Below are 22,937 nucleotides of genomic sequence, written 5' to 3'. Positions count from 1 at the left end.
TCACGCAAAAGGCCGCTGATTGCTCAGCGGCCTTACTTAATCGGATGTGTTACTGCGCACCCTGCTTGTCGATCAGCGCGGCGAGCATTTCGTACTCTTCGCCCGTCAGATCGGTCAGCGGTGCACGCACAGGACCTGCGTCATAGCCGGCAATTTTTGCCCCGGCCTTGACGATGCTCACGGCGTAACCGGACTTGCGGTTACGGATGTCCAGATACGGCAGGAAGAAGTCATCGATGATCTTGCCAACGGTGGCGTGATCTTCACGAGTGATCGCGTGGTAGAAATCCATCGCGGTTTTCGGGATGAAGTTGAACACCGCCGAGGAGTAGACCGGCACGCCGAGAGCCTTGTAGGCAGCGGCGTAGACTTCGGCGGTCGGCAGACCACCCAGGTAGGTGAAGCGATCACCGAGGCGGCGACGGATCGACACCATCAACTCGATATCGCCCAGGCCATCCTTGTAGCCGATCAGGTTCGGGCAGCGCTCGGCCAGACGTTCCAGCAGCGGTGCGGTCAGGCGGCAGACGTTACGGTTGTAGACCACGACGCCGATGTTGACCGATTTGCACACGGCTTCAACGTGGGCGGCAACGCCGTCCTGGCTGGCTTCGGTCAGGTAGTGCGGCAGCAGCAACAGACCTTTGGCGCCCAGACGCTCGGCTTCCTGAGCGTACTCGATGGCCTGGCGGGTCGAACCACCGACACCGGCCAGAATCGGCACGCTGGTAGCGCAGGTGTCGACGGCAGTCTTGATGATTTCCGAATATTCGCTGGCCGCCAGAGAGAAGAACTCACCGGTGCCGCCCGCGGCGAACAGAGCCGAGGCGCCGTATGGGGCCAGCCATTCCAGACGTTTGATGTAGCCAGCGCGGTTGAAATCGCCCTGGGCATTGAAATCGGTGACCGGGAAAGACAGCAGACCGGAAGAGAGGATGGACTTCAGTTCTTGTGGATTCATTATTCGAACACCCTGGATTGCGACGTTGTGTGTGAGAAAACCGTTCAGCCTGCGCCGAAGTTGTAGGTCATCGTACAACTTAAAAGATAATCGTCAACTGCATTTCATCGCGACGGGGGGAAATTGTTCGACAAAATAAGCTACGAGCTAGATTTTTAGAGGGATTCAACGGAGGGAGGACAGTTGCGAGCGCCGTGATGAACGGTCGTTTGAGAGATACGTTGTCGGAAGATTTTAGGCACGGGTTTTATTTTATGGCTTGCGGCCCTATCGCGAGCAGGCTCGCTCCTACAGGGGTCCGGTACACAAAACACGGTGGGAGTGAGCCTGCTCGCGATGACGGCTTATCAGGCGATGAGTCGCTGGCAGAGGTTTTAACCCCGCTGCGCCTCAGCCTCTTCATGCGCATGACGCAACCGCTCACGGCTGTTGGTCAGGTGCAGGCGCATGGCGGCCCGTGCCGCATCGGAATCCTGACGGGCAATGGCATCGTAGATTTCTTCGTGCTCGCGGCTCAGGCGACTCATGTAGTGCTGCTGGTCATCGTGGGCCAGTCGCGCGGAGTTGAGCCGGGTGCGGGGAATGATGCTGGTGCCCAGATGGGTCATGATGTCGGTGAAATAGCGGTTACCGGTGGACAAGGCGATTTCAAGGTGAAAGGCGAAGTCCGACGCCACCGCGTCACTGGCGTGGGCCGCGCTTTCGTTCAAAGCATCCAGAGCGGCACGCATGGTCGCCAGTTGTTCCGGGCTGCGGCGTTGCGCGGCCAGGCCGGCGGATTCCACTTCCAGGCTGATGCGCAATTCAAGAATCGCCAGCACGTCACGCAAGGTCACCACGGTCGCCGGGTCGATACGAAAACCGCTCGGGCTCGGCGTGTCGAGCACGAAGGTGCCGATGCCATGCCGGGTTTCGACCTGCCCCGCCGCCTGCAAACGGGAAATCGCTTCGCGCACCACGGTGCGGCTGACGCCATGGGCATCCATGATCGCCGACTCGGTGGGCAATTTGTCGCCACGCTTGAGCTGACCGTCGCGGATCTGCTCGGACAGCACCGTCACCAGTTCCTGAGCGAGGCTGCGCCGCTTGCGAGGGAGACGTGGTGTGGCGTTCGGGTTTTCCATGGTGAACATCTGTCTCGAAAAGATTCGGCTGTTGAAAGCGCATCATAGCGCAACGCGGTTGTACGATCACCCCGCCCTCTGTAGGAGCTGGCTTGCCAGCGATGGCCATCACGCGGTCCGTCTGTGAAACTGCGTTATCGTTCATCGCTGGCAAGCCAGCTCCTACAGGGGCGTGGTGTTCAGGCGGTCACAGTCTGGTCCACCAGGTGGCCATTCTCGATACGAATGTGCCGCGGATGGAAGCGCTTGAGGCTGCTGCGATGGCCGACGCTGACGATGCTCAACCCCGGCAACTCATCGATCAACGCCTGATACAACGACGCCTCGTCCTCTTCATCCATCGCCGATGTCGCTTCGTCCATGTACAGCCATTGCGGCGCGTAAAGCAGAGCGCGGGCAAAGGCCAGGCGCTGTTGTTCACCCGGCGATAACAGGCGCTGCCAGTGGTTGGCTTCATCCAGACGCGCCACCAGATGCGGCAGACGGCAAGTTTCCAGCACGTGCACGTAGCGCTCGTTGGGATAGGTGTCGGCGACCTGTGGATAACTCAGCGCCTCACGCAACGTGCCAATCGGCAGATAGGGTTTCTGCGGCAGGAACAGATAGCGCGCCGACGGCAAACGAATGCTGCCGTGCCCCGTTGGCCACAGGTGCCCCATCGCCCGCAGCAAGGTCGACTTGCCGCTGCCGGAACGACCGCTGAGCATCACGCGCTCGCCTTCCTCCACGATCATGTCGGCACTGGTCAACAAATGACGACCGTCTGCCAGATCGAGGCCGAGGTCGTGCACCTTCAACGCGGAGCCCGTGGTTTGCACATCGATGGCCGGCGCGCGTTGTTCGTTGTCGGTCATGGCCTGACGGAAGCTGAGCAGACGATCGCAGGTGGCGCGCCACGAGGCGAGGCTCTGGTATGCAGTGATGAACCAGCTGAAACTGTCCTGGACATTGCCGAATGCCGAGCTGATTTGCATCAGCTCGCCCAATTCGATCTTGCCGGAGAGGTAACGTGGTGCGGCGACAATGAAAGGGAAAATGATTGCCGCTTGCTCGTAACCGGACGTGAAGAAGGTCAGGCGCTTGGACACCTTCATGATGTCCCAGAAGTTGTGCCAGACCATCGAAAAGCGACTGCTCAGGCGGCGGTTTTCGTTGGGCTCGCCGTTGTACAACGCAATACTTTCGGCATTCTCGCGAACCCGCACCATGGAGAAACGCAGGTCGGCTTCGAAGCGCTGTTGCCGGTTGTTCAGGCCGATCAGGCGACGACCGATCAAATGCGTCAGCCAGCTACCCACCACGGCGTAAACCAGCACGCACCAGAACATGTAGCCGGGAATGGTCACACCGAACACTTCGATGCTGCCCGACACGCCCCACAGGATGATCGAGAACGACACCAGGCTGACGACATTGCGCAGCAAGCCAATGCCCAGGCTCAAGGTATCGGAGGTGAAGTTGTTGAGGTCTTCGGAAATCCGCTGGTCCGGGTTATCGGTGTAGCCACCCTGCTCCAGCTTGTAGTAATTCTTGTCGGCGAGCCAACGCGAGAAATGCTTTTCGGTGAGCCAGGCGCGCCAGCGGATCGTCAGCATCTGGGTCAGGTAGAGTCGGTACACCGCGCCGATAATCGCCACGGTGGCAATCGCACAGAAGTACAGAATCAACCGCCAGAACGCGGCTTCATCCTTCTGTTGCAAGGCGTTGTAGAAATCCTTGTACCAGGTGTTGAACCACACCGAGATCCCCACGCTGATCAGCGACAGCGCGATCACCGCGATCAGTAGCGTCCAGGCCTTGGCCTTCTCTTCACTGCGCCAGTAAGGCGTGATCATCGCCCACACTTTGCGAAAAAACTGCCTGCGCACAGCATCATTGACCGCGGAGTACTCAGCGTTCTGATTCATGGAAAAGGCTCGATAAAGAAATGAACACGTTCGAACCGATCATAGATGATCGGTTCGGTTTGTCGCGAGGAGCGGCCCGCATTCGTTCAGCGCAGGTTCAGCGACGAACGGGACGCTTCTGCAGTTTGCGCTGCAGCGTGCGGCGGTGCATGCCCAGGGCGCGGGCAGTGGCGGAAATGTTGCCTTCGTGCTCGGTCAGCACGCGTTGGATGTGTTCCCACTGCAAGCGGTCCACGGACATCGGGTTTTCCGGCACCAGGCTGTCGAGGTCGGCATGCTCGGACAGCAACGCTGCCAGCACGTCGTCGGCGTCGGCCGGTTTGCACAGGTAGTTGCAGGCGCCACGCTTGATCGCTTCGACCGCCGTGGCAATGCTCGAGTAACCGGTGAGGATCACCACGCGCATTTCCGGGTCCAGCTCCAGCAACTTCGGCAACAGCACCAGACCCGAGTCGCCGTCCATTTTCAGGTCCAGGGCGGCGTAATCCGGCAGGTCGGCCTGGGCGATGGTCAGGCCTTCTTCAGCAGAGCCAGCAGTGCTGACGCGAAAACCACGGCGGGCCATGGCGCGGGCCATGACGCGGGTAAACGTTGCATCGTCATCGACCAGCAACAAATGCGGCAGTTCTTCGCCTTCGACTTGGATCTCTTCACTCATGTTCGTTTCCTCGGGCGACACGGGGCAGGCGCAGCTCGGTGAGCGTGCCACCTTCCTCATGACTGTAGAGTTTCACTGAGCCGCCAGCGCGTGTCACGCTCGCCTTACTCAAAAACAGGCCCAGACCGAAGCCTTTGCCCTTGGTGGTAAAAAACGGTTTGCCGATCTGTTCGGCAATGGCCAGCGGCACACCGGCGCCGTGGTCGCGAATGCTGATGGTCAGGTTTTCCCAATCCCAGTCCAGGGTCACTTGCAGACCTTCGGGACAGGCATCGGCGGCGTTGTTCAGCAAATTCAGCAGCGCCTGGGTCAGGTCCGGCGGCGGCGCCATGCGCGGCACCGCGCCCTGGCCGAGGCGCTGGAAGCGATAACTGGCTTCGGGGCGCATCAGGTGCCAGCGATTGAGGGCTTCGTCGAGCCAATCGGTGACGTCCTGCATCTCCACCGCCAAACGGCGATTGGCCTCCGCTGCCCGAACAAGCTGCTGCAAGGTTTCCTTGCACAGCTTGACCTGATCCTGCAGCACGCTCAGGTCGTCTTGCAGCATCGGGTCGTGATGGTCCTGACGCATTTCCTTGAGCAGCACGCTCATGGTCGCCAGCGGCGTGCCCAACTCATGGGCAGCGCCCGCGGCCTGGGTGGCGACGGCCAGTAACTGCTGATCGCGCAGGCCTTCTTCGCGGCGGATAGCGCGCAATTCTTCCTGGCGTCGCAGCTCTTCAGCCATGCGTGCGGCGAAGAACGTGATGACCGCCGCAGCGAGGGCGAAGCTCAGCCACATCCCGTACACCTGCAGGTTTTCCCGGGCAATCGGGAAGGTCTGCAATGGGTAGAACTGCGCCAGCAACAACGTGTACATCGTCAGCGCGATACCCGACAGAATCACCGAATAACGCCATGGCAGCGTCACCGCAGCGATGGTCAGCGGCACCAGGTAATAAGAGACGAAGGGGTTGGTCGAACCGCCGGAGAAATACAGCAACGCGCTGTGGATAAAAAGGTCGCAAGCCAGTTGCACGGCGTACTCAAGCTCGGTCACCGGCCACGAAGTGCGCAGGCGAATGGCCGTGAACACGCACAGCAGCATTGAACACGCGAGCGTCGCGGCCAGCTGGAACCAGGGCAGCGGCAGCAATTCGAACCAGTAGGCCAGGCCCACGGAACCGGCCTGGGCGGCCAGCACCAACGTGCGGATGAACGTCAGCCGCCAGAGGTTCTGGCGAGTGGCGGAAGTGATTTGAACGGGGGCGAGCATGAGCTCTCCTGATGAGCGCTCCAGGCGGATCACCGGGAGTATAACCAAGCGCGGGGGCTGACAGGCAAAAGTGCGGCAAACGGCCACAGTGAAGCAGCTGCAAGCTATAAGCTTCAAGCTGCAAGCTTTTACTTGTGGCTTGCAGCTTGAAACTTGCGGCTGCTCCATAGAGTCTGATGGTTTCACGCAGGCCCGGACCATACACCTGCGCACCTTTCAAGGAGCCTTCATGCACACATTCCGCCGCAGCGCCGCCCTTCTCGCCCTGAGTGCCGGCACCCTCGCCAGCCTCCCGGCCCTGGCCGCCGACGAGCTTCATTACAACCAGATTTCCCTGCGCGCCGAAGTCAGTCAGGAAGTGGCCCGCGATCTGATGATCGTGACGCTCTACACCGAAGCACAGAACACCGACCCGGCCAAACTCGCCGCCGAGGTCAGCACCACCATGAACAAGGCACTGGCCCAGGCCAAGCAGGTCAAGGACATTTCCCTGCGCCAGGGCAGCCGCAACAGCTATCCGATCTACGACACCAAGGGCCAGAAGATCACCGGCTGGCGTGAACGCGCCGAGTTGCGCCTGGAAAGCTCGGACTTCGCCGCGCTGTCGAAGCTGACCGGCGAATTGCTCACCGACATGAAAATGGGCGGCATGGACTTCGCCATCGCCACGCCGACCCGCAAGGCCAGCGAAGACGCCCTGCTAAAAGACGCCGTGACCGCGTTCAAGGCCCGCGCCCAACTGGCCACCGATGCGCTGGGCGGCAAGGGCTACAAGATCGTCAACCTGAACCTCAACAGCAATGGTTATCCACAACCGTACATGCGCGCGCCGATGATGATGAAAGCAGCGGCCATGGACAGTGCACCGGTCACGCCGGAAGTCGAAGCCGGAACCAGCCAGGTGAGCATGACCGCAGACGGGTCGATTGAAGTGCTGATGCCTTGATTCGATAACCCGACAACAAAAACGGCGATCATTAAAAATGATCGCCGTTTTTTATTGGCAGTTTTCAGGCATGAGCTATAAATGGTAGGTCTACCCGAAAAAGCGGTCGATTGGCCACTATCGGTGCAACAATAACCACTCTTATTCACGCCATACCCACCCTTAAAATCGGGGTATGAATAAGTAACACCCCGCCCTGACCGGGTGCAACCCAAGCACCGGGCGCACCGTCAAAGTGCGGCATTTGCACCGAAAAAACGTCGCGCAAACGGTCAAATGCGCCAGAAGTTACACCGATGCGACATTAAGGTACGTTCGTGCCACCGTTTAAGGCTTGTAGTCACTCTGGATCTTGCATTGGGTATGGCCCCTGCATAAGTATCCGCAGGAACGACTCACGAGGTCGTCCTCACATTCCAAAAATGACAACAAATCATGAGGCCACCATGCTTAAAAACGCGGTCATTCCGTTCTTAGTTGGCGCAAGCTTGTTAGCCAGCGCACCATTCGCCCAAGCAGCGACCAACCTGGTGTTCTGCTCCGAAGGGAGCCCGGCCGGTTTCGATCCAGGTCAATACACCACCGGAACCGACTTCGACGCCTCTGCAGAAACCATGTTCAACCGCCTGACCCAGTTCGAGCGCGGCGGCACCGCCGTGATTCCTGGCCTGGCGACCAGCTGGGACGTATCCGATGACGGCCTGACTTACACCTTCCACCTGCGTGAAGGCGTCAAGTTCCACACCACCCCGTACTTCAAGCCAACTCGTGAGTTCAACGCCGACGACGTGCTGTTCACCTTTAATCGCATGATTAACAAGGATGACCCGTTCCGCAAAGCGTACCCGACCGAATTCCCGTACTTCACCGACATGGGGATGGATACCAACATCACCAAGATCGATAAAGTCGACGATCACACCGTCAAGTTCACCCTCAAAGACGTCGATGCCGCGTTCATCCAGAACATGGCAATGAGTTTCGCCTCGGTCCAGTCCGCCGAGTACGCTGCCCAGCTGCTCAAGGACGGCAAGGCTGCCGACATCAACCAGAAACCGGTCGGCACCGGGCCGTTCGTGTTCAAGAGCTACCAGAAAGACTCCAACATCCGCTACACCGGGAACAAGGACTACTGGAAGCCGGATGACGTGAAGATCGACAACCTGATCTTCGCCATCACCACCGACCCGTCGGTACGTATCCAGAAGCTGAAGAAGAACGAGTGCCAGGTCACCCTGTTCCCTCGTCCGGCCGACCTGAAGGCGCTCAAGGAAGATAAATCCCTGAAGATGCCTGAGCAGGCGGGCTTCAACCTGGGCTACATCGCCTACAACGTGATGGACAAGATCAAGGGCGACGACAAGCCGAACCCGATGTCGCAGTTGAAAGTGCGCCAGGCGATGGACATGGCCGTCAACAAGCAGCAGATCATTGACTCCGTGTACCAGGGCGCCGGCCAACTGGCGGTCAACGCCATGCCGCCGACCCAGTGGTCCTACGACACCACCATCAAGGACGCCAAGTACGATCCTGAGAAAGCCAAAGAGCTGCTCAAGGAAGCCGGCGTCAAGGAAGGTACCGAGATCGTCCTGTGGGCGATGCCGGTTCAGCGTCCGTACAACCCGAACGCCAAGCTGATGGCTGAAATGCTGCAGTCCGACTGGGCGAAGATCGGCCTCAAGGTCAAGATCCAGAGCTACGAGTGGGGCGAGTACATCAAGCGCTCCAAGGGCGGCGAGAACGGCGCGATGCTGATTGGCTGGAGCGGCGACAACGGTGACCCGGACAACTGGCTCAACGTGCTGTTCGGTTGCGACTCCCTGGAAGGCAACAACTTCTCCAAGTGGTGCGACAAGAAGTTCGACGACATCGTCAAACAAGCCAAGCGCACTTCGGACCAAGGCAAGCGCACTGAGCTGTACAAACAAGCGCAACACGTCCTCAAAGACGCCGTCCCGATGACACCTATCGCTCACTCGACGGTGTTCCAACCCATGCGCGCCAACGTGCAGGACTTCAAGATCAGCCCATTTGGCTTGAACTCCTTCTACGGCGTCAGCGTCAGCAAGTAAGGTGTTGCAACGGCGACGTTTCTGACGTCGCCGTTGCTTTATCTACCGAGAAAGCAGGAATTTGCCTACATCCGAATCCGAAGCTGACTACAGCATTCGAGTCGGACGCGTTGCCATTTCCTACGAGTCTTTAGGACTCTACGCATTTACTGCCGGTCCCACGGTCCCTACCGTCGGGTACCGACCCGTGCATCTGTGGCTGATCGGTTTTGCTGCCTGTATGGCTTGAACTCAGTGCTGCCGCCACGTCCTGGACGAGATGGCGACTCATTGACCACACTTTGAGAAAAGGGAGCGTTATGCGCCATACCTTGGTTTTATCCGCATTGCTGGGCAGCGGCCTGTTGGCCGCCACCTCCATGAGCCAGGCCGCCAGCAGCCTGGTGTTCTGCTCCGAGGGCAGCCCCGCCGGTTTCGACACGGCGCAGTACACCACGGCGACCGACAATGACGCCGCCGAGCCGCTGTACAACCGTTTGGCAGAGTTCGAAAAAGGCGCGACCAATGTCGTACCGGGCCTGGCCACTAGCTGGGATATTTCCGAGGACGGCCTCACTTACACCTTTCACCTGCGCGAAGGGGTGAAATTTCATACAACGAAGTACTTCACGCCGACCCGTGATTTCAACGCCGATGACGTGCTGTTCACGTTCAATCGCATGCTCGACCCGCAACAACCTTTCCGTAAGGCTTATCCGACCGAGTTCCCATACTTCAACGGCATGAGCCTGAACAAGAACATCGCCAAGGTCGAAAAGACCGGGCCGCTGACCGTGGTCATGACGCTCAACAGCGTGGACGCCGCGTTCATCCAGAACATCGCCATGAGCTTCGCCGCCATCCTGTCCGCCGAGTACGCCGACAAACTGCTGGCCGAAGGCAAACCGAGCGACATCAACCAGAAGCCGATCGGCACCGGGCCGTTCGTGTTCAAGAGCTACCAGAAAGACTCGAACATCCGCTACACCGGTAACAAGCAATACTGGGACCCGAGCCGCGTGAAGCTCGACAACCTGATTTTCGCCATCAACACCGATGCGTCGGTGCGGGTGCAGAAACTCAAGGCCAACGAATGCCAGATCACGCTGCACCCTCGCCCTGCCGATGTGCCCGCGCTGAAGAATGACCCGAAACTGCAACTGATCGAGAAGCCCGGTTTCAACCTCGGCTACATCGCCTACAACGTGCGCCACAAACCCTTCGACCAGCTCGAAGTGCGCCAGGCGCTGGACATGGCGGTGAACAAGCAAGGCATTCTCAATGCCGTTTACCAGGGTGCGGGGCAACTGGCCGTCAACGCCATGCCGCCAACCCAATGGTCCTACGATGAAACCATCAAGGACGCCGCCTACAACCCGGAAAAAGCCAAGGAATTGCTCAAGGCGGCCGGTGTGAAGGAAGGCACCGAAATCACCCTGTGGGCCATGCCTGTGCAGCGCCCGTACAACCCCAACGCCAAGTTGATGGCCGAGATGCTCCAGGCCGACTGGGCGAAGATCGGCCTCAAGGTCAAGATCGTCAGCTATGAATGGGGCGAGTACATCAAGCGCACCAAGAATGGCGAGCACGACATCAGCCTGATCGGCTGGACCGGTGACAACGGTGATCCGGACAACTGGCTGGGCACGCTGTACAGCTGTGACGCCATTGGCGGCAACAACTACTCGATGTGGTGTGATCCGGCTTACGACAAGTTGATCAAGCAGGCCAAGGTCGTCACCGACCGCGACCAGCGCACCGTGCTCTACAAACAGGCGCAGCAGTTGCTCAAACAGCAGGTGCCGATCACGCCAGTCGCCCACTCAACGGTCAACCAACCGCTGAGCACCAAAATCGAAGGGTTCAAAGTAAGCCCCTTCGGCCGCAACGTGTTCTCGGGTGTCGGCCTAGAAAAATAACCGATTAGCCAAAAACGCCAGGGGGTGGATTTTCCATCCCCACGCAGGCGTGTTGCCTTTTTTCGCCATCCTGGCATCAAGCAAACGTTTGCGATGACGTAAATGAGTTCCAAACCAAACCGGATCACAGAAAAAAGACCGGTCATAAAAATAGAAAGCAAGGAGCTTTACCCATGAAACTGAGCAGCACAACGATACTGGCCTTGGCCATCAGCAGCGTAACCGCCACGGCGTACGCTGAAACCCAGAGCCAGGCTTTCACGCCCGTGACCGTGAAAGAGAAAAGTGCCCAGAGCGAAGCCAGCGGCTTTGTCGAAGGCCAGTCGATCGGCGGGACCACGCGCAACTGGTACGCCAACGAACAACTGAAACGTGGTGCCCATTTCAAGTACAACAAGAACGGTGTACTGACCAACACGGACCGCCGCATCAACTGGGTACAAGGCACCATCATCAAGTACAACTCGGGCTTCACCGAGGGCACCGTCGGTTTCAGCACTGAAGTCGCTGCCTACAACGCCGTCGCCCTTGAGCGTGATCGCAAGAACCTCGCCTCTGCCAATGGCGGAGCACCGCTCAATGGCGTTCCCGGTCTGGGTAACAACCGGACCCTGACTGAAAACGGCGGCGAGGCGGAAGACCAGTGGAGCAAACTGGGTCTGGCTAACGTCAAGGCTCGTCTCTCCAACACCACACTGACCGCCGGCCGCCAGAACTTCAGCAGCCCGATGGTCGACGTGATCGGCAACCGTGCCCTGCCCTCGAGTTTCCAGGGTGTGAGCCTGCACAGCGAAGAGCTGGAAAACCTGTCATTCGACCTGGCCACGTTCGATCGCAACTCACCGCGAACCGAAGAAAGCCTGCGTAAATTCCGCGCCGAATACGCCGACACGGTCATCGAAGCCGACCACGTGAACACTGCGGGGATCACCTACCAGCCGTTCGCCAGCCTGACCACCAGTTTGTGGGGTACCCAGGCCGAAGACCTGTGGAACCAGTACTACTTCGGCGCGAGTCACGTGCTGGGGGACAGCTCGGTACTGAGCCTGACCACCGGACTGAACTACTACAAGACGGTCGACGAAGGCAAAAAACTGCTGGGCGACATCGACAACGACACCTATTCCCTGTCGTTCGGATTGACCCATCAGGCCCATACCCTGACCTTCTCGTACCAGGAAGTGAACGGCAACGAGTACTTCGATTACCTGCACGAAACCAACGGCATCTACCTGGCCAACTCCCTGCTGTCGGACTTCAACGGCCCGAACGAGAAATCCTTCCAGGTGGCCTATGGCCTGAACATGGCCGAATACGGTGTGCCGGGGCTGAAGTTCAACATCTATCAGGCCCGCGGCTGGGGCATCGACGGTACTCATAACAATGGCGGCGCTTACGCCAGCGTGCAGTCCATGGACGGTGAACACCACTATGAATACGGCATCGGTACCACATACGCCGTGCAGAGCGGTCCGCTCAAGGCCACCACGATCCGTGGCACCTACACCGCTCACCGCGCCAGCGAAAACCAGGCTGATGGCAGCATCAACGAGTTCCGTCTCGTGACCACCATCCCGTTCAACATTTTGTAATGCACCTGCCGAACGGCTGATTCAGCAATGAACCGGCCGTTCGGCTTTTGTCCTTCCAATCGATTGCAGAGGGTTATAGATGAAAATGCTTCCCCTACGTGCGGCCATCGCAGCCGCCTTGCTGAGTGTCGCTGTCGGTGTCTCGGCCAAGCCGCTGGTGGTCTGCACCGAAGCCAGCCCCGAAGGCTTCGACATGGTCCAGTACACGACTGCAGTCACCGCCGACGCCGTGGCCGAAACCATCTTCAATCGCCTGGCAGACTTCAAGCCCGGCACCACTGACGTGATTCCGGCCCTGGCCGACTCCTGGGACATCAGCGAAGACGGTTTGAGCTACACCTTTCACCTGCGCAAAGGCGTCAAGTTTCACACCACCGATTACTTCAAGCCGACCCGCGACATGAATGCCGACGACGTGGTCTGGAGCTTCCAGCGTCAGCTGGACCCGAATCACCCGTGGCACAAGCTGTCGAGCGTGGGCTTCCCGTACTTTGAAAGCATGGGTTTCAAGGAACTGCTAAAAAGCGTCGAGAAAGTCGACGACAACACGGTCAAGTTCACCCTGACCCGTCGCGAAGCGCCGTTCCTGGCCGACATCGCCATGGCCTTCTCGTCGATCTACTCCGCCGAGTACGCTGACCAGTTGCTCAAGGCCAACAAGACTGGCGATCTGAACAACAAGCCGATCGGCACCGGTCCGTTCGTGTTCCAGCGTTACAACAAGGACGCCCAGGTCCGCTTCAAGGCCAACCCGGATTATTTCCGTGGCAAGCCACCGGCCGAAGCGCTGATCCTGGCCATCGCCACCGACAACAACGTGCGCCTGCAAAAGCTCAAGGCCAACGAATGTCAGGTGGCGCTGTATCCGAAGCCGGACGATATCCCGAGCATCAAGAAAGACCCGAACCTGAAAGTCGACGAACTGAACGCGATGACCGTGTCCTACGTCGCGATGAACACTACGCACAAATACATGAGTGATGTGCGGGTGCGCAAAGCCATCGACATCGCGTTCGACAAGGAAGCCTACGTCAATGCCCTGTTCGGCAAAGGCAATGCGACAGCAGCGGTCAACCCGTACCCGGACACCCTGCTGGGTTACAACCACAGCCTGAAGAACCCCGTCCGTGACCTCGACAAGGCCCGTGCCCTGCTCAAGGAAGCCGGCGTACCGGAAGGCACCACGTTCACCCTGTTCACCCGCAACGGTGGCGGTCCGACCAACCCCAACCCGATGCTCGGCGCGCAGATGATGCAGGCCGACCTGGCCAAGGTCGGGATCAAGATCGACATCCGCGTGATGGAATGGGGCGAAATGCTCAAGCGCGCCAAAAACGGCGAGCACGACATGGTTTCCGCCGGATGGGCGGGCGATAACGGCGACCCGGATAACTTCCTGACGCCTATGCTCAGTTGCGAAGCCGCCAAGAACGGCGAAAACTATGCACGCTGGTGCAATGACAAGTTCCAGGCGCTGCTCGATCAGGCCCGGGAAAAGACCGATCCGGCCGAACGCGCAGCACTCTACGAGCAGGCCCAGGTTATTTTTAATCAGGACCAGCCTTGGATCAGCATGGCACACACTAGAATGTTCACCGCAATGCGCAACAACGTAGAGGGCTATCACATTAGCCCCCTCACCACGAATAACTTCGCCACCACCCAGGTGAAGTAAATAAGAAAACTCCCGGCATACCCGACCCAGGCATGCCGGGCACGCCTAACCGGCTGATGAGGTACACCTTACGATGTTTAGTTTTATTGCCCGCCGACTGGGGTTACTGATCCCCACGTTCTTCGGCATCACCTTGCTGACCTTCGCGTTGATTCGCATGATCCCTGGCGACCCCGTGGAAGTCATGATGGGCGAACGCAGAGTCGACCCGGAAATGCACGCTCAGGCAATGGAACGCCTAGGTCTGAACAAACCCCTGTATGCCCAGTACCTGGATTACATCGGCAAGCTGGTCCACGGCGACCTCGGCGAGTCCTTGCGCACCCGTGAAAGCGTGTGGACCGAGTTCACCTCCCTGTTCCCCGCGACCCTGGAACTGTCCATGGCCGCGCTGCTGTTCGCCGGCATCCTGGGCCTGCTGGCCGGGGTGATCGCGGCCCTCAAGCGAGGGTCCTTGTTCGACCATGGGGTGATGGGCATCTCCCTGGCGGGATACTCGATGCCGATCTTCTGGTGGGGCCTGATCCTGATCATGTTCTTCTCGGTGAGCCTGGGCTGGACCCCGGTGTCCGGGCGGATCGACCTGCTGTACGACATCGAGCCGCGCACCGGTTTCATGCTGATCGATACGCTGCTGGCCGATGACGTCGGCGCGTTCCTCGATGCCCTGCATCACCTGATCCTGCCGGCCATCGTGCTGGGTACCATTCCGCTGGCGGTGATTGCGCGGATGACCCGTTCCTCGATGCTCGAAGTGCTGCGCGAGGACTACATCCGTACCGCCCGCGCCAAAGGCCTGTCGCCGTCGCGCGTGGTGTTCGTGCACGGCCTGCGCAACGCGCTGATTCCGGTGCTGACCGTGGTCGGCCTGCAAGTCGGCACCCTGCTGGCCGGTGCGGTCCTGACCGAAACCATCTTCTCCTGGCCCGGCATCGGCAAATGGCTGATCGAAGCCATTGGCGCCCGGGACTACCCGGTCGTACAAAACGGCATCCTGTTAATCGCCTGCCTGGTGATTCTGGTCAATTTCGTGGTGGACATCCTCTACGGCTTTGCCAACCCACGCATCCGTCATCAGCGCTGAGGTCAATACCATGAGCACTCCAACATCCTCAGTAGCCACCGCCACGCCCGTCGTGGATCAGAGCCTGCTGTACCCGTCGCCGTACAAAGAATTCTGGCAAGCGTTCTCCAAGAACAAGGGCGCCGTCGCCGGCCTGATGTTCATGCTGCTGGTGATTTTCTGCGCCATCTTCGCCCCGTGGGTTGCGCCCCATGATCCGAGCGAGCAATACCGCGACTTCCTGCTGACCCCGCCGGCCTGGCTGGAAGGTGGGCAGATCCAGTTCCTGCTCGGCACCGATGAGCTGGGCCGCGATTTGCTGTCGCGCCTGATCCAGGGTTCGCGGTTGTCCTTGATGATCGGCTTGTCCTCGGTGGTCATGTCGCTGATCCCGGGCATCCTGATGGGCTTGCTCGCCGGGTTCTTCCCGCGCGTACTCGGCCCGACCATCATGCGTTTGATGGACATCATGCTGGCCCTGCCCTCCTTGCTGCTGGCTGTGGCGATCGTCGCCATCCTCGGCCCTGGCCTGATCAACACCGTAATCGCCATCGCCGTGGTGTCCCTGCCGTCCTACGTTCGTCTGACCCGCGCGGCGGTGATGGGCGAACTGAACCGCGACTACGTGACTGCCGCCCGCTTGGCCGGTGCCGGTCTGCCGCGCCTGATGTTCATCACCGTGCTGCCCAACTGCATGGCACCGCTGATCGTTCAAGCGACCCTGAGCTTCTCCTCGGCGATTCTCGATGCCGCCGCCCTGGGCTTCCTCGGCCTTGGCGTACAACCGCCAACCCCTGAGTGGGGCACCATGCTGGCTTCGGCCCGCGACTACATCGAACGCGCGTGGTGGGTCGTGAGCCTGCCGGGTTTGACCATTTTGCTCAGCGTGCTGGCAATCAACTTGATGGGTGACGGCCTGCGCGATGCGCTGGACCCGAAACTCAAGAACGCCGCCTGAGGAGATTCCCATGTCACTGCTAGAAATCAAGAATCTCAACGTTCGCTTCGGCGACAAGAACGCCGTGCCGGTGGTCGACGGTCTCGACCTGAAAGTGGACAAGGGCGAAGTGCTGGCCATCGTTGGCGAGTCGGGTTCGGGCAAGTCCGTGACCATGATGGCGCTGATGGGCCTGATCGAGCATCCCGGCATCGTCACCGCCGACTCGCTCAGCTTTGACGGCAAGGACATGCTCAAGTTGAGCAACCGTCAGCGTCGGCAAATCGTCGGCAAAGACCTGTCGATGGTTTTCCAGGACCCGATGACCGCGCTGAACCCGAGCTACACCGTGGGTTTCCAGATCGAAGAAGTGCTGCGCCTGCACCTGAAAATGTCCGGCAAGGCCGCCCGCAAACGCGCCATCGAACTGCTGGAAAAAGTTGAAATCCCGGGTGCCGCGAGCCGCATGGACGCTTACCCGCATCAACTCTCCGGCGGTATGAGCCAGCGTGTCGCCATTGCCATGGCGATTGCCGGTGAACCGAAACTGCTGATCGCCGACGAACCGACCACCGCCCTCGACGTGACCATCCAGGCGCAGATCATGGACCTGCTGCTGGCGTTGCAGAAAGAGCAGGACATGGGCCTGGTGCTGATCACCCACGACCTCGCCGTCGTGGCTGAAACCGCCCAGCGCGTGTGTGTGATGTACGCCGGTCAAGCCGTCGAAGTCGGCCAGGTGCCGCAACTGTTCGACATCCCGGCACACCCGTACAGCGAAGCGCTGCTCAAGGCGATTCCGGAACACAGCCTCGGCGCCGCGCGCTTGTCGACGTTGCCAGGCATCGTGCCCGGTCGCTACGACCGTCCGCAGGGTTGCCTGCTGTCGCCGCGCTGCCCGTATGTGCAGGACAACTGCCGTGCGCAGCGTCCGAGCCTTGATCCGAAAAGCCACAGCCTCGCCCGCTGCTTCTACCCGCTGAACCAGGAGGTGGCGTAATGGCCGTCGTTCTTACCGCCCGCGACCTGACCCGTCACTACGAAGTGTCCCGTGGCCTGTTCAAGGGACACGCGACCGTACGCGCCCTCAACGGTGTGTCGTTCGAACTGGAAGCCGGCAAGACCCTCGCCGTCGTCGGTGAATCGGGCTGCGGCAAGTCCACCCTCGCCCGTGCCCTGACCCTGATCGAAGAGCCGTCCTCCGGTTCCTTGAAAATCGCCGGACAGGAAGTCGCCGGCGCCGATAAGGCCCAGCGCAAGCAACTGCGCAAAGACGTGCAGATGGTGTTCCAGAGCCCGTACGCCTCGTTGAACCCGCGGCAGAAAGTCGGTGATCAATTGGCCGAGCCATTGCTGATCAACACCAACCTCAGCGCCTCGGAACGCCGCGACAAAGTCCAGGCGATGATGAAGCAGGTGGGTTTGCGGCCTGAGCATTACCAGCGCTATCCGCACATGTTCTCCGGCGGTCAGCGCCAGCGGATTGCGCTCGCCCGGGCGATGATGCTGCAACCGAAAGTGCTGGTGGCGGACGAACCGACCTCGGCGCTCGACGTGTCGATTCAGGCACAGGTGCTGAACCTGTTCATGGATTTGCAGCAGGAATTCAACACGGCCTACGTGTTCATCTCGCACAACCTGGCGGTGGTGCGTCACGTCGCCGATCACGTGATGGTGATGTACCTCGGCCGCCCCGTGGAAATGGGCCCGAAAGAGGACATCTACACCCGCCCTCTGCACCCGTACACCCAAGCCCTGTTGTCGGCCACGCCGACCATCCACCCGGATCCGGACAAGCCGAAAATCAAGATCGTCGGCGAACTGCCCAACCCGCTGAACCCACCGTCCGGCTGTGCTTTCCACAAGCGCTGCCCGTACGCCACCGAGCGTTGCAGCACTGAAGAACCGGCCCTGCGCCTGCTCGACAGCCGGCAGGTGGCTTGCCATTACGCCGAGCAATTCCTCGACGGCGCGGCGTAAAAAATGCGGGAGCTAGCCTGCTAGCGATTGCGGTGTGCCAGTAACCACAAATGTTGACTGGTATGCCGCTATCGCCAGCAGGCTAGCTCCCACAGGGTTTCTGTTGACCAAACCCCTTCCACTTCACTGGAAGGGGTTTTATTTTGTCTGTGATTTACGTCTGGCTGTCGCCCTCTTCCTCTTCATCGGAGTCCGGCTCGTCGGTGGTCGAATCGTCATCGCTCGCAGCACCACCCTGCCCCTGATCGCCCGGTTCGGACTCGGACTTGGCGATCATCAGCTCGCCATGCGCCCCCTGCCCGCTCGATGCCTGTGTCTCGTGCTCCTCACACTCAGCCCAAACCGCCGAACTGCCCAAGGTCAACATCACCAGCACCTTCAACATCAATAAAACGCGTAGCCATCTGTTCATAGTCGAATCCCTCCTTCATAGAGTGCCTTTCTGGCGCTGATTAAAATCTAGTTCCGATCAGCCGGGTTCTCCAGATAGGACGCTAACAGATGAGAGAAAATGCCAATGCCTGGCAGATTGGTTTTGAATAATAGTTATGCCGAAAAGGTCAAAGCGTGTTCCGCCTTCCAGAACGCTTGTGCACCCACAGAATCCCTCGCAGGATTCGCGGGATTCGCGGGATGTACGCAGGACAGGACTTCCCGTGATCGACACGTTTAATCAAAGGACACAGCATGATCAGCAACGCCTTCGCACCGATGCAATCACTCGCCACCACCCTGCTACCTCACGCCCTGGAACCCTCGGAAGACGGCGCTCACGACCTTTCGCACCTGCAACGGGTTTGGCACAACGCCCACTTGATTCAGGCACAGGAAGGTGGCGATCTAGAGGTGCTGCTGGCGGCGGTGTTGTTGCATGATTGTGTAGCAGTGGAAAAGAACTCGCCGTTGCGCTCGCAGGCATCGCAATTGGCAGCGCGCAAAGCGTCAGGGGTATTGGCGAAGTTGGATTGGCGCGAGACAAAAATCGCCGCCGTCGCCCACGCCATCGAAGCCCATAGCTTTTCCGCCAACATCTCGCCGACCTCGCTGGAAGCGAAAATCGTGCAGGACGCCGACCGCCTCGACTCCCTGGGTATGCTCGGCGTCGCCCGCACCTTTTACGTTGCCGGGCGCATGGGCAGCGCCCTCTACGACCCGCAGGACCCGCAGGCCAATGACCGCGACTATGACGACACTCGCTTCTGCATCGACCATTTCCAGACCAAGCTGCTGCACTTGGCAGACGGCTTCCAGACTGCGACAGGGCAACGTCTGGCACAGGTTCGTCATGAGCGTTTGAAGGGGTTTCTGGAACAGTTCAAGGAAGAGATCGGGATTGGCTGATACGCCAGGAGCACTGAACCGGCATAACTCAGGAAAGGACAAGCGCCATGGATCTGTCGCAAACACTGCTGCAACTTGAACGACGCCTCCTGTCACACACGACTCGACGGAATGCTGAAGAAATCTCACGCCTACTCGCGGATGACTTTATCGAGTTCAGCGCCAGTGGCGGCATCTGGAGCAAGGCCGAAGTGGTCGAGCAGTTGCCCCATGAGTCGTTTATCCAACGGAGCATCAGCCACTTTGCCATCAAGCCATTGTCAGAAGAGACCGCCTTGGTGACTTATCATTGTTACGTCGACAGCCACGACCATCCCGGCGCAGTCCACAGTCTGCGCAGTTCCATCTGGCGTAATCGGGGCGAGCAGTGGCAGATGGTTTTCCACCAGGGGACATTGATTCCCAGTGAACAATGACGCAGGCATTCATGGCGAATCCGGATCCCTCGCGAGCAAGCTCGCTCCTACAGTGCCCGCGGCGAGTCAGAGAATGTTGTGAACGTCCCGGATTACTGTAGGAGCGAGCCTGCTCGCGATGGACGTCAACGATGACGTGCGCAGCCTGGATAAACGCGGTGCGCTTGAAATCACCGTCGGAACGCCGCCCGGAGCAGGCTCGCGCCTACAGAGGGTTGCGTCAGGCAACAAAAAACCCCGCAGCTTTCGCGACGGGGTTTCTGGCCTTTCAGCTCAGCGCTTAATGATGCTCACGCGTCGCACGGAATTTCACGTCCGGCCAGCGCTCTTCCATCAGTGCCAGGTTGACCCGCGTAGGCGCGAGGTAGGTCAGGTGACCACCGCCGTCCAGTGCCAGGTTTTCCACAGCCTTGTTGGAGAATTCCTCAAGCTTCTTCTTGTCGCCGCATTCGATCCAGCGTGCCGAATACACAGTGATCGGCTCGTAGGAGCACTCGACCTTGTATTCCTCTTTCAGGCGGCTGGCGACCACATCGAACTGCAGCACACCAACGGCGCCGAGGATGATGTCGTTGCTGCGTTCCGGGAAGAACACCTGGGTCGCGCCTTCTTCGGCGAGCTGTTGCAGGCCCTGACGCAGTTGCTTGGATTTCAGCGGATCCTTCAGGCGAACGCGGCGGAACAGTTCCGGGGCGAAGTGCGGGATACCGGTGAAGCCCAGGACTTCGCCTTCGGTGAAGGTGTCGCCGATCTGGATGGTGCCGTGGTTGTGCAGACCGATGATGTCGCCAGCGAAGGCTTCTTCCAGTTGCTCACGTTCGGAGGAGAAGAAGGTCAGCGCGTCGCCGATTCGCACGTCCTTACCGGTGCGCACGTGGCGCATCTTCATGCCTTTTTCGTACTTGCCGGAGCAGATACGCATGAAGGCGATGCGGTCGCGGTGTTTCGGGTCCATGTTTGCCTGGATCTTGAAGATGAAGCCCGAGAACTTCTCTTCCACCGGCTCCACGGTGCGCTCGTTGGCCACGCGGGCCAGTGGGCGCGGTGCCCAATCGACGACGGCGTCGAGCACGTGATCGACACCGAAGTTGCCCAGTGCCGTACCGAAGAACACCGGGGTCAGCTGACCGTCGAGGAACTCCTGCTGATTGAACTCGTGGCAGGCGCCCTGCACCAGTTCCAGCTGTTCGATGAAGCGCTCGTACTCGTCGCCCAGGTGCGCACGCGCCTCATCGGAATCGAGCTTCTCGATGATCTTGGTTTCGGTGCGCTCGTGGCCGTGACCGGCGGTGTACACGATGATGTAGTCATCGGCGAGGTGATACACGCCTTTGAAATCACGGTAGCAACCAATCGGCCAGGTGATCGGCGCTGCCTTGATCTTCAGGACGGCTTCGATTTCGTCGAGCAGTTCGATCGGGTCGCGGATGTCACGGTCGAGTTTGTTGATGAAGCTGACAATCGGCGTGTCACGCAGACGGCAGACGTCCATCAGGGCGATGGTCCGTGGCTCTACACCCTTACCGCCATCGAGGACCATCAAGGCCGAGTCGACCGCCGTCAGGGTACGGTAGGTATCTTCGGAGAAGTCTTCGTGGCCCGGGGTGTCGAGCAGGTTGATCATGTGCTCGCGATACGGGAACTGCATGACCGACGTGGTAATGGAAATACCACGCTGCTTTTCCATTTCCATCCAGTCGGAGGTGGCATGGCGGTCGGATTTACGCGATTTCACCGTGCCGGCCACCGCAATCGCCTTGCCCATCAGCAAGAGCTTTTCGGTGATGGTGGTCTTACCGGCATCGGGGTGGGAAATAATGGCGAAAGTGCGGCGTTTCGCGACTTCGGCGGCCTGTTTGGTCATGGGAAATCGCCTGGCAGGTGATTCAAAAAAGGGCGGCGAGTATAGCTTAAAAAGTAACCGACGGACCACCGTCCGTAGGGGGTGAGCACCTGCAGGAACTGCCGAAGGCTGCGATATTTTGGCGATTCAAACCACGCCAAAGATCAAAGGATCGCAGCCTTCGGCAGCTCCTACGGGTGGCAAAATGGTGTCGAACGTGGGAACCTTTTAAAGCACGGAGACGTCCACTCCCCCGTTACGACCACTCGTCGGGGGCCAGAAACACCTGCAAATCGGCCTGACGAGGCTGTGCTCATGGCTCGATTGCTGCGCGCCTAACCCCTGTAGGAGCGAGCCTGCTCGCGATGGACGTCAACAATAACGCTGGGTACCTGAAGGTACGCGTTGTCTGGACGTTTTTCGCGAGCAGGCTCGCTCCTACAGTGGAACGCGCTCGGCATGAGCTGCTTATCGCGATCATTTTTTCGGCAGCCAGGAATGGCGTTGCCACACGAGAAAGTGTTCGCCGACTGAAAAAAGGAGTCCGCCTGTGGCTATCCACTATGGCAAAGGGCTGATAGGAGGCGCGCTGGTAATCGCCCTTCTGGCCCTGCTGATCCACTGGATCGGCATCAATACGATCGAACTTTACCGCGACGATTTATTGTTTTACCTGCAAGCTCATCTGATTCTCGTCCTCGCTTCCATGCTGGCCGCCCTTGTCGTGGGCATTCCTGCCGGTATCCTCCTCAGCCGCCCGTCCATGGTCGGCCGCGCCGAACGCTTCATGCAGTTCTTCAACATCGGCAACACCGTTCCGCCCCTCGCCGTCCTGGCCATCGCCCTCGGCTTCCTCGGCATCGGCAGCGGCCCTGCCATCTTCGCCCTGTTCCTCGCCTCGCTGCTGCCCATCGTGCGCAACACCTACGAAGGCCTGAAAAACGTTCAGGGCTCGCTCAAGGAAGCCGCCGTCGGCATCGGCATGACCCCGCGCCAGGTGCTGTGGAAAGTCGAGTTGCCCAACGCCGTGCCGATCATCATCGGCGGTGTGCGCGTGGCCCTGGCGATCAATGTCGGGACGGCGCCGCTGGCGTTCCTGATCGGCGCCAACAGTCTCGGCAGCCTGATCTTCCCCGGCATCGCCTTGAACAATCAGCCGCAATTGCTGCTCGGCGCCGCTTGCACCGCCCTGCTGGCCTTGTTGCTCGACGGCCTGGTGACACTCGCCAGCCGCCTCTGGCTCGAACGCGGCTTGCGCCCGTCTTAAGC

The 22,937-nt window shown here is 59.6% G+C and carries 19 protein-coding genes; 12 read left to right on the top strand and 7 right to left on the bottom strand.

Features of this window, described 5'->3' with window-relative positions:
- Positions 1–49: 49 nt before the first annotated feature.
- From kdgD to QYH43_RS00535, 5 genes are all read right to left on the bottom strand, one after another.
- Entirely contained in the window at positions 50–961 is a 912-nt protein-coding gene (kdgD, locus tag QYH43_RS00555) for a 5-dehydro-4-deoxyglucarate dehydratase (RefSeq protein ID WP_095058415.1), read from the bottom strand.
- A gap of 374 nt (positions 962–1,335) precedes the next feature.
- The gene (locus tag QYH43_RS00550) at positions 1,336–2,085 is read right to left on the bottom strand and encodes a FadR/GntR family transcriptional regulator (protein ID WP_095058455.1); all 750 of its coding nucleotides are present in this window, start codon (positions 2,083–2,085) and stop codon (positions 1,336–1,338) included.
- A gap of 179 nt (positions 2,086–2,264) precedes the next feature.
- Positions 2,265–3,992 (bottom strand): ABC transporter ATP-binding protein/permease, encoded by a 1,728-nt coding sequence (locus QYH43_RS00545; RefSeq protein ID WP_301155878.1) that lies wholly within the window; start codon positions 3,990–3,992, stop codon positions 2,265–2,267.
- 97 nt (positions 3,993–4,089) lie between these two features.
- Positions 4,090–4,650, bottom strand: coding sequence for a response regulator transcription factor (locus QYH43_RS00540; protein WP_085611319.1), 561 nt, complete (start codon positions 4,648–4,650; stop codon positions 4,090–4,092).
- Positions 4,643–5,905 carry an ATP-binding protein gene (locus QYH43_RS00535; protein WP_095058413.1) on the bottom strand — a complete coding sequence of 421 codons (1,263 nt, stop codon included), beginning with the start codon at positions 5,903–5,905 and terminating at the stop codon, positions 4,643–4,645. Before QYH43_RS00535 ends, QYH43_RS00540 begins: the two co-directional genes overlap by 8 nt.
- 229 nt (positions 5,906–6,134) lie before the next feature.
- Between QYH43_RS00535 and QYH43_RS00530 the strand changes: the two genes are divergently transcribed.
- From QYH43_RS00530 to QYH43_RS00490, 9 genes are all read left to right on the top strand, one after another.
- On the top strand, positions 6,135–6,851 hold the full coding sequence (locus tag QYH43_RS00530; protein ID WP_095058412.1) for an SIMPL domain-containing protein: 717 nt from the start codon (positions 6,135–6,137) through the stop codon (positions 6,849–6,851).
- 446 nt (positions 6,852–7,297) lie between these two features.
- Positions 7,298–8,923 (top strand): ABC transporter substrate-binding protein, encoded by a 1,626-nt coding sequence (locus QYH43_RS00525; protein WP_095058411.1) that lies wholly within the window; start codon positions 7,298–7,300, stop codon positions 8,921–8,923.
- Positions 8,924–9,222: 299 nt separating this feature from the next.
- Entirely contained in the window at positions 9,223–10,821 is a 1,599-nt protein-coding gene (locus QYH43_RS00520; RefSeq protein WP_095058410.1) for an ABC transporter substrate-binding protein, read from the top strand.
- Between the two features lie 173 nt (positions 10,822–10,994).
- Positions 10,995–12,413: an OprD family porin gene (locus tag QYH43_RS00515; RefSeq protein ID WP_095058409.1), complete on the top strand. Its 1,419-nt coding sequence runs from the start codon at positions 10,995–10,997 to the stop codon at positions 12,411–12,413.
- A 79-nt stretch (positions 12,414–12,492) separates the two neighbouring features.
- Positions 12,493–14,088 carry an ABC transporter substrate-binding protein gene (locus tag QYH43_RS00510; protein WP_095058408.1) on the top strand — a complete coding sequence of 532 codons (1,596 nt, stop codon included), beginning with the start codon at positions 12,493–12,495 and terminating at the stop codon, positions 14,086–14,088.
- A gap of 73 nt (positions 14,089–14,161) precedes the next feature.
- Positions 14,162–15,172 carry an ABC transporter permease subunit gene (locus QYH43_RS00505; protein ID WP_095058407.1) on the top strand — a complete coding sequence of 337 codons (1,011 nt, stop codon included), beginning with the start codon at positions 14,162–14,164 and terminating at the stop codon, positions 15,170–15,172.
- 10 nt (positions 15,173–15,182) lie between these two features.
- Positions 15,183–16,109, top strand: a complete 927-nt coding sequence (locus QYH43_RS00500) for an ABC transporter permease subunit (protein ID WP_095058406.1) — start codon at positions 15,183–15,185, stop codon at positions 16,107–16,109.
- A gap of 10 nt (positions 16,110–16,119) precedes the next feature.
- Positions 16,120–17,088, top strand: coding sequence for an ABC transporter ATP-binding protein (locus QYH43_RS00495; protein ID WP_095058405.1), 969 nt, complete (start codon positions 16,120–16,122; stop codon positions 17,086–17,088).
- Positions 17,088–18,068, top strand: coding sequence for a peptide ABC transporter ATP-binding protein (locus tag QYH43_RS00490; RefSeq protein ID WP_095058404.1), 981 nt, complete (start codon positions 17,088–17,090; stop codon positions 18,066–18,068). Before QYH43_RS00495 ends, QYH43_RS00490 begins: the two co-directional genes overlap by 1 nt.
- Before the next feature lie 154 nt (positions 18,069–18,222).
- Here QYH43_RS00490 and QYH43_RS00485 read toward each other — a convergent pair whose 3' ends face one another.
- Positions 18,223–18,480, bottom strand: a complete 258-nt coding sequence (locus tag QYH43_RS00485; protein ID WP_095058403.1) for a hypothetical protein — start codon at positions 18,478–18,480, stop codon at positions 18,223–18,225.
- Between the two features lie 275 nt (positions 18,481–18,755).
- Here QYH43_RS00485 and QYH43_RS00480 point away from each other — a divergent pair, with 275 nt between their 5' ends.
- Together QYH43_RS00480 and QYH43_RS00475 are read left to right on the top strand one after the other, a co-directional pair.
- On the top strand, positions 18,756–19,409 hold the full coding sequence (locus QYH43_RS00480) for an HD domain-containing protein (protein WP_095058402.1): 654 nt from the start codon (positions 18,756–18,758) through the stop codon (positions 19,407–19,409).
- Positions 19,410–19,456: 47 nt separating this feature from the next.
- A complete protein-coding gene (locus QYH43_RS00475; RefSeq protein WP_095058401.1) occupies positions 19,457–19,825 on the top strand; it encodes a DUF4440 domain-containing protein in 369 nt (122 codons plus the stop codon).
- Positions 19,826–20,105: 280 nt separating this feature from the next.
- Here the strand turns inward: QYH43_RS00475 and QYH43_RS00470 are convergent, their stop codons facing one another.
- Positions 20,106–21,689 carry a peptide chain release factor 3 gene (locus QYH43_RS00470; protein WP_053154472.1) on the bottom strand — a complete coding sequence of 528 codons (1,584 nt, stop codon included), beginning with the start codon at positions 21,687–21,689 and terminating at the stop codon, positions 20,106–20,108.
- A gap of 529 nt (positions 21,690–22,218) precedes the next feature.
- Here QYH43_RS00470 and QYH43_RS00465 point away from each other — a divergent pair.
- Positions 22,219–22,935 (top strand): ABC transporter permease, encoded by a 717-nt coding sequence (locus QYH43_RS00465; RefSeq protein WP_095058400.1) that lies wholly within the window; start codon positions 22,219–22,221, stop codon positions 22,933–22,935.
- The last annotated feature ends 2 nt before the right edge of the window (positions 22,936–22,937 follow it).

The sequence above is a fragment of the Pseudomonas sp. C32 genome (genome assembly GCF_030417915.1).
GTDB lineage: Bacteria > Pseudomonadota > Gammaproteobacteria > Pseudomonadales > Pseudomonadaceae > Aquipseudomonas.
Note: the sequence above shows the minus strand (reverse complement) of the source record. Positions and strands in the feature narration are given on the sequence as shown.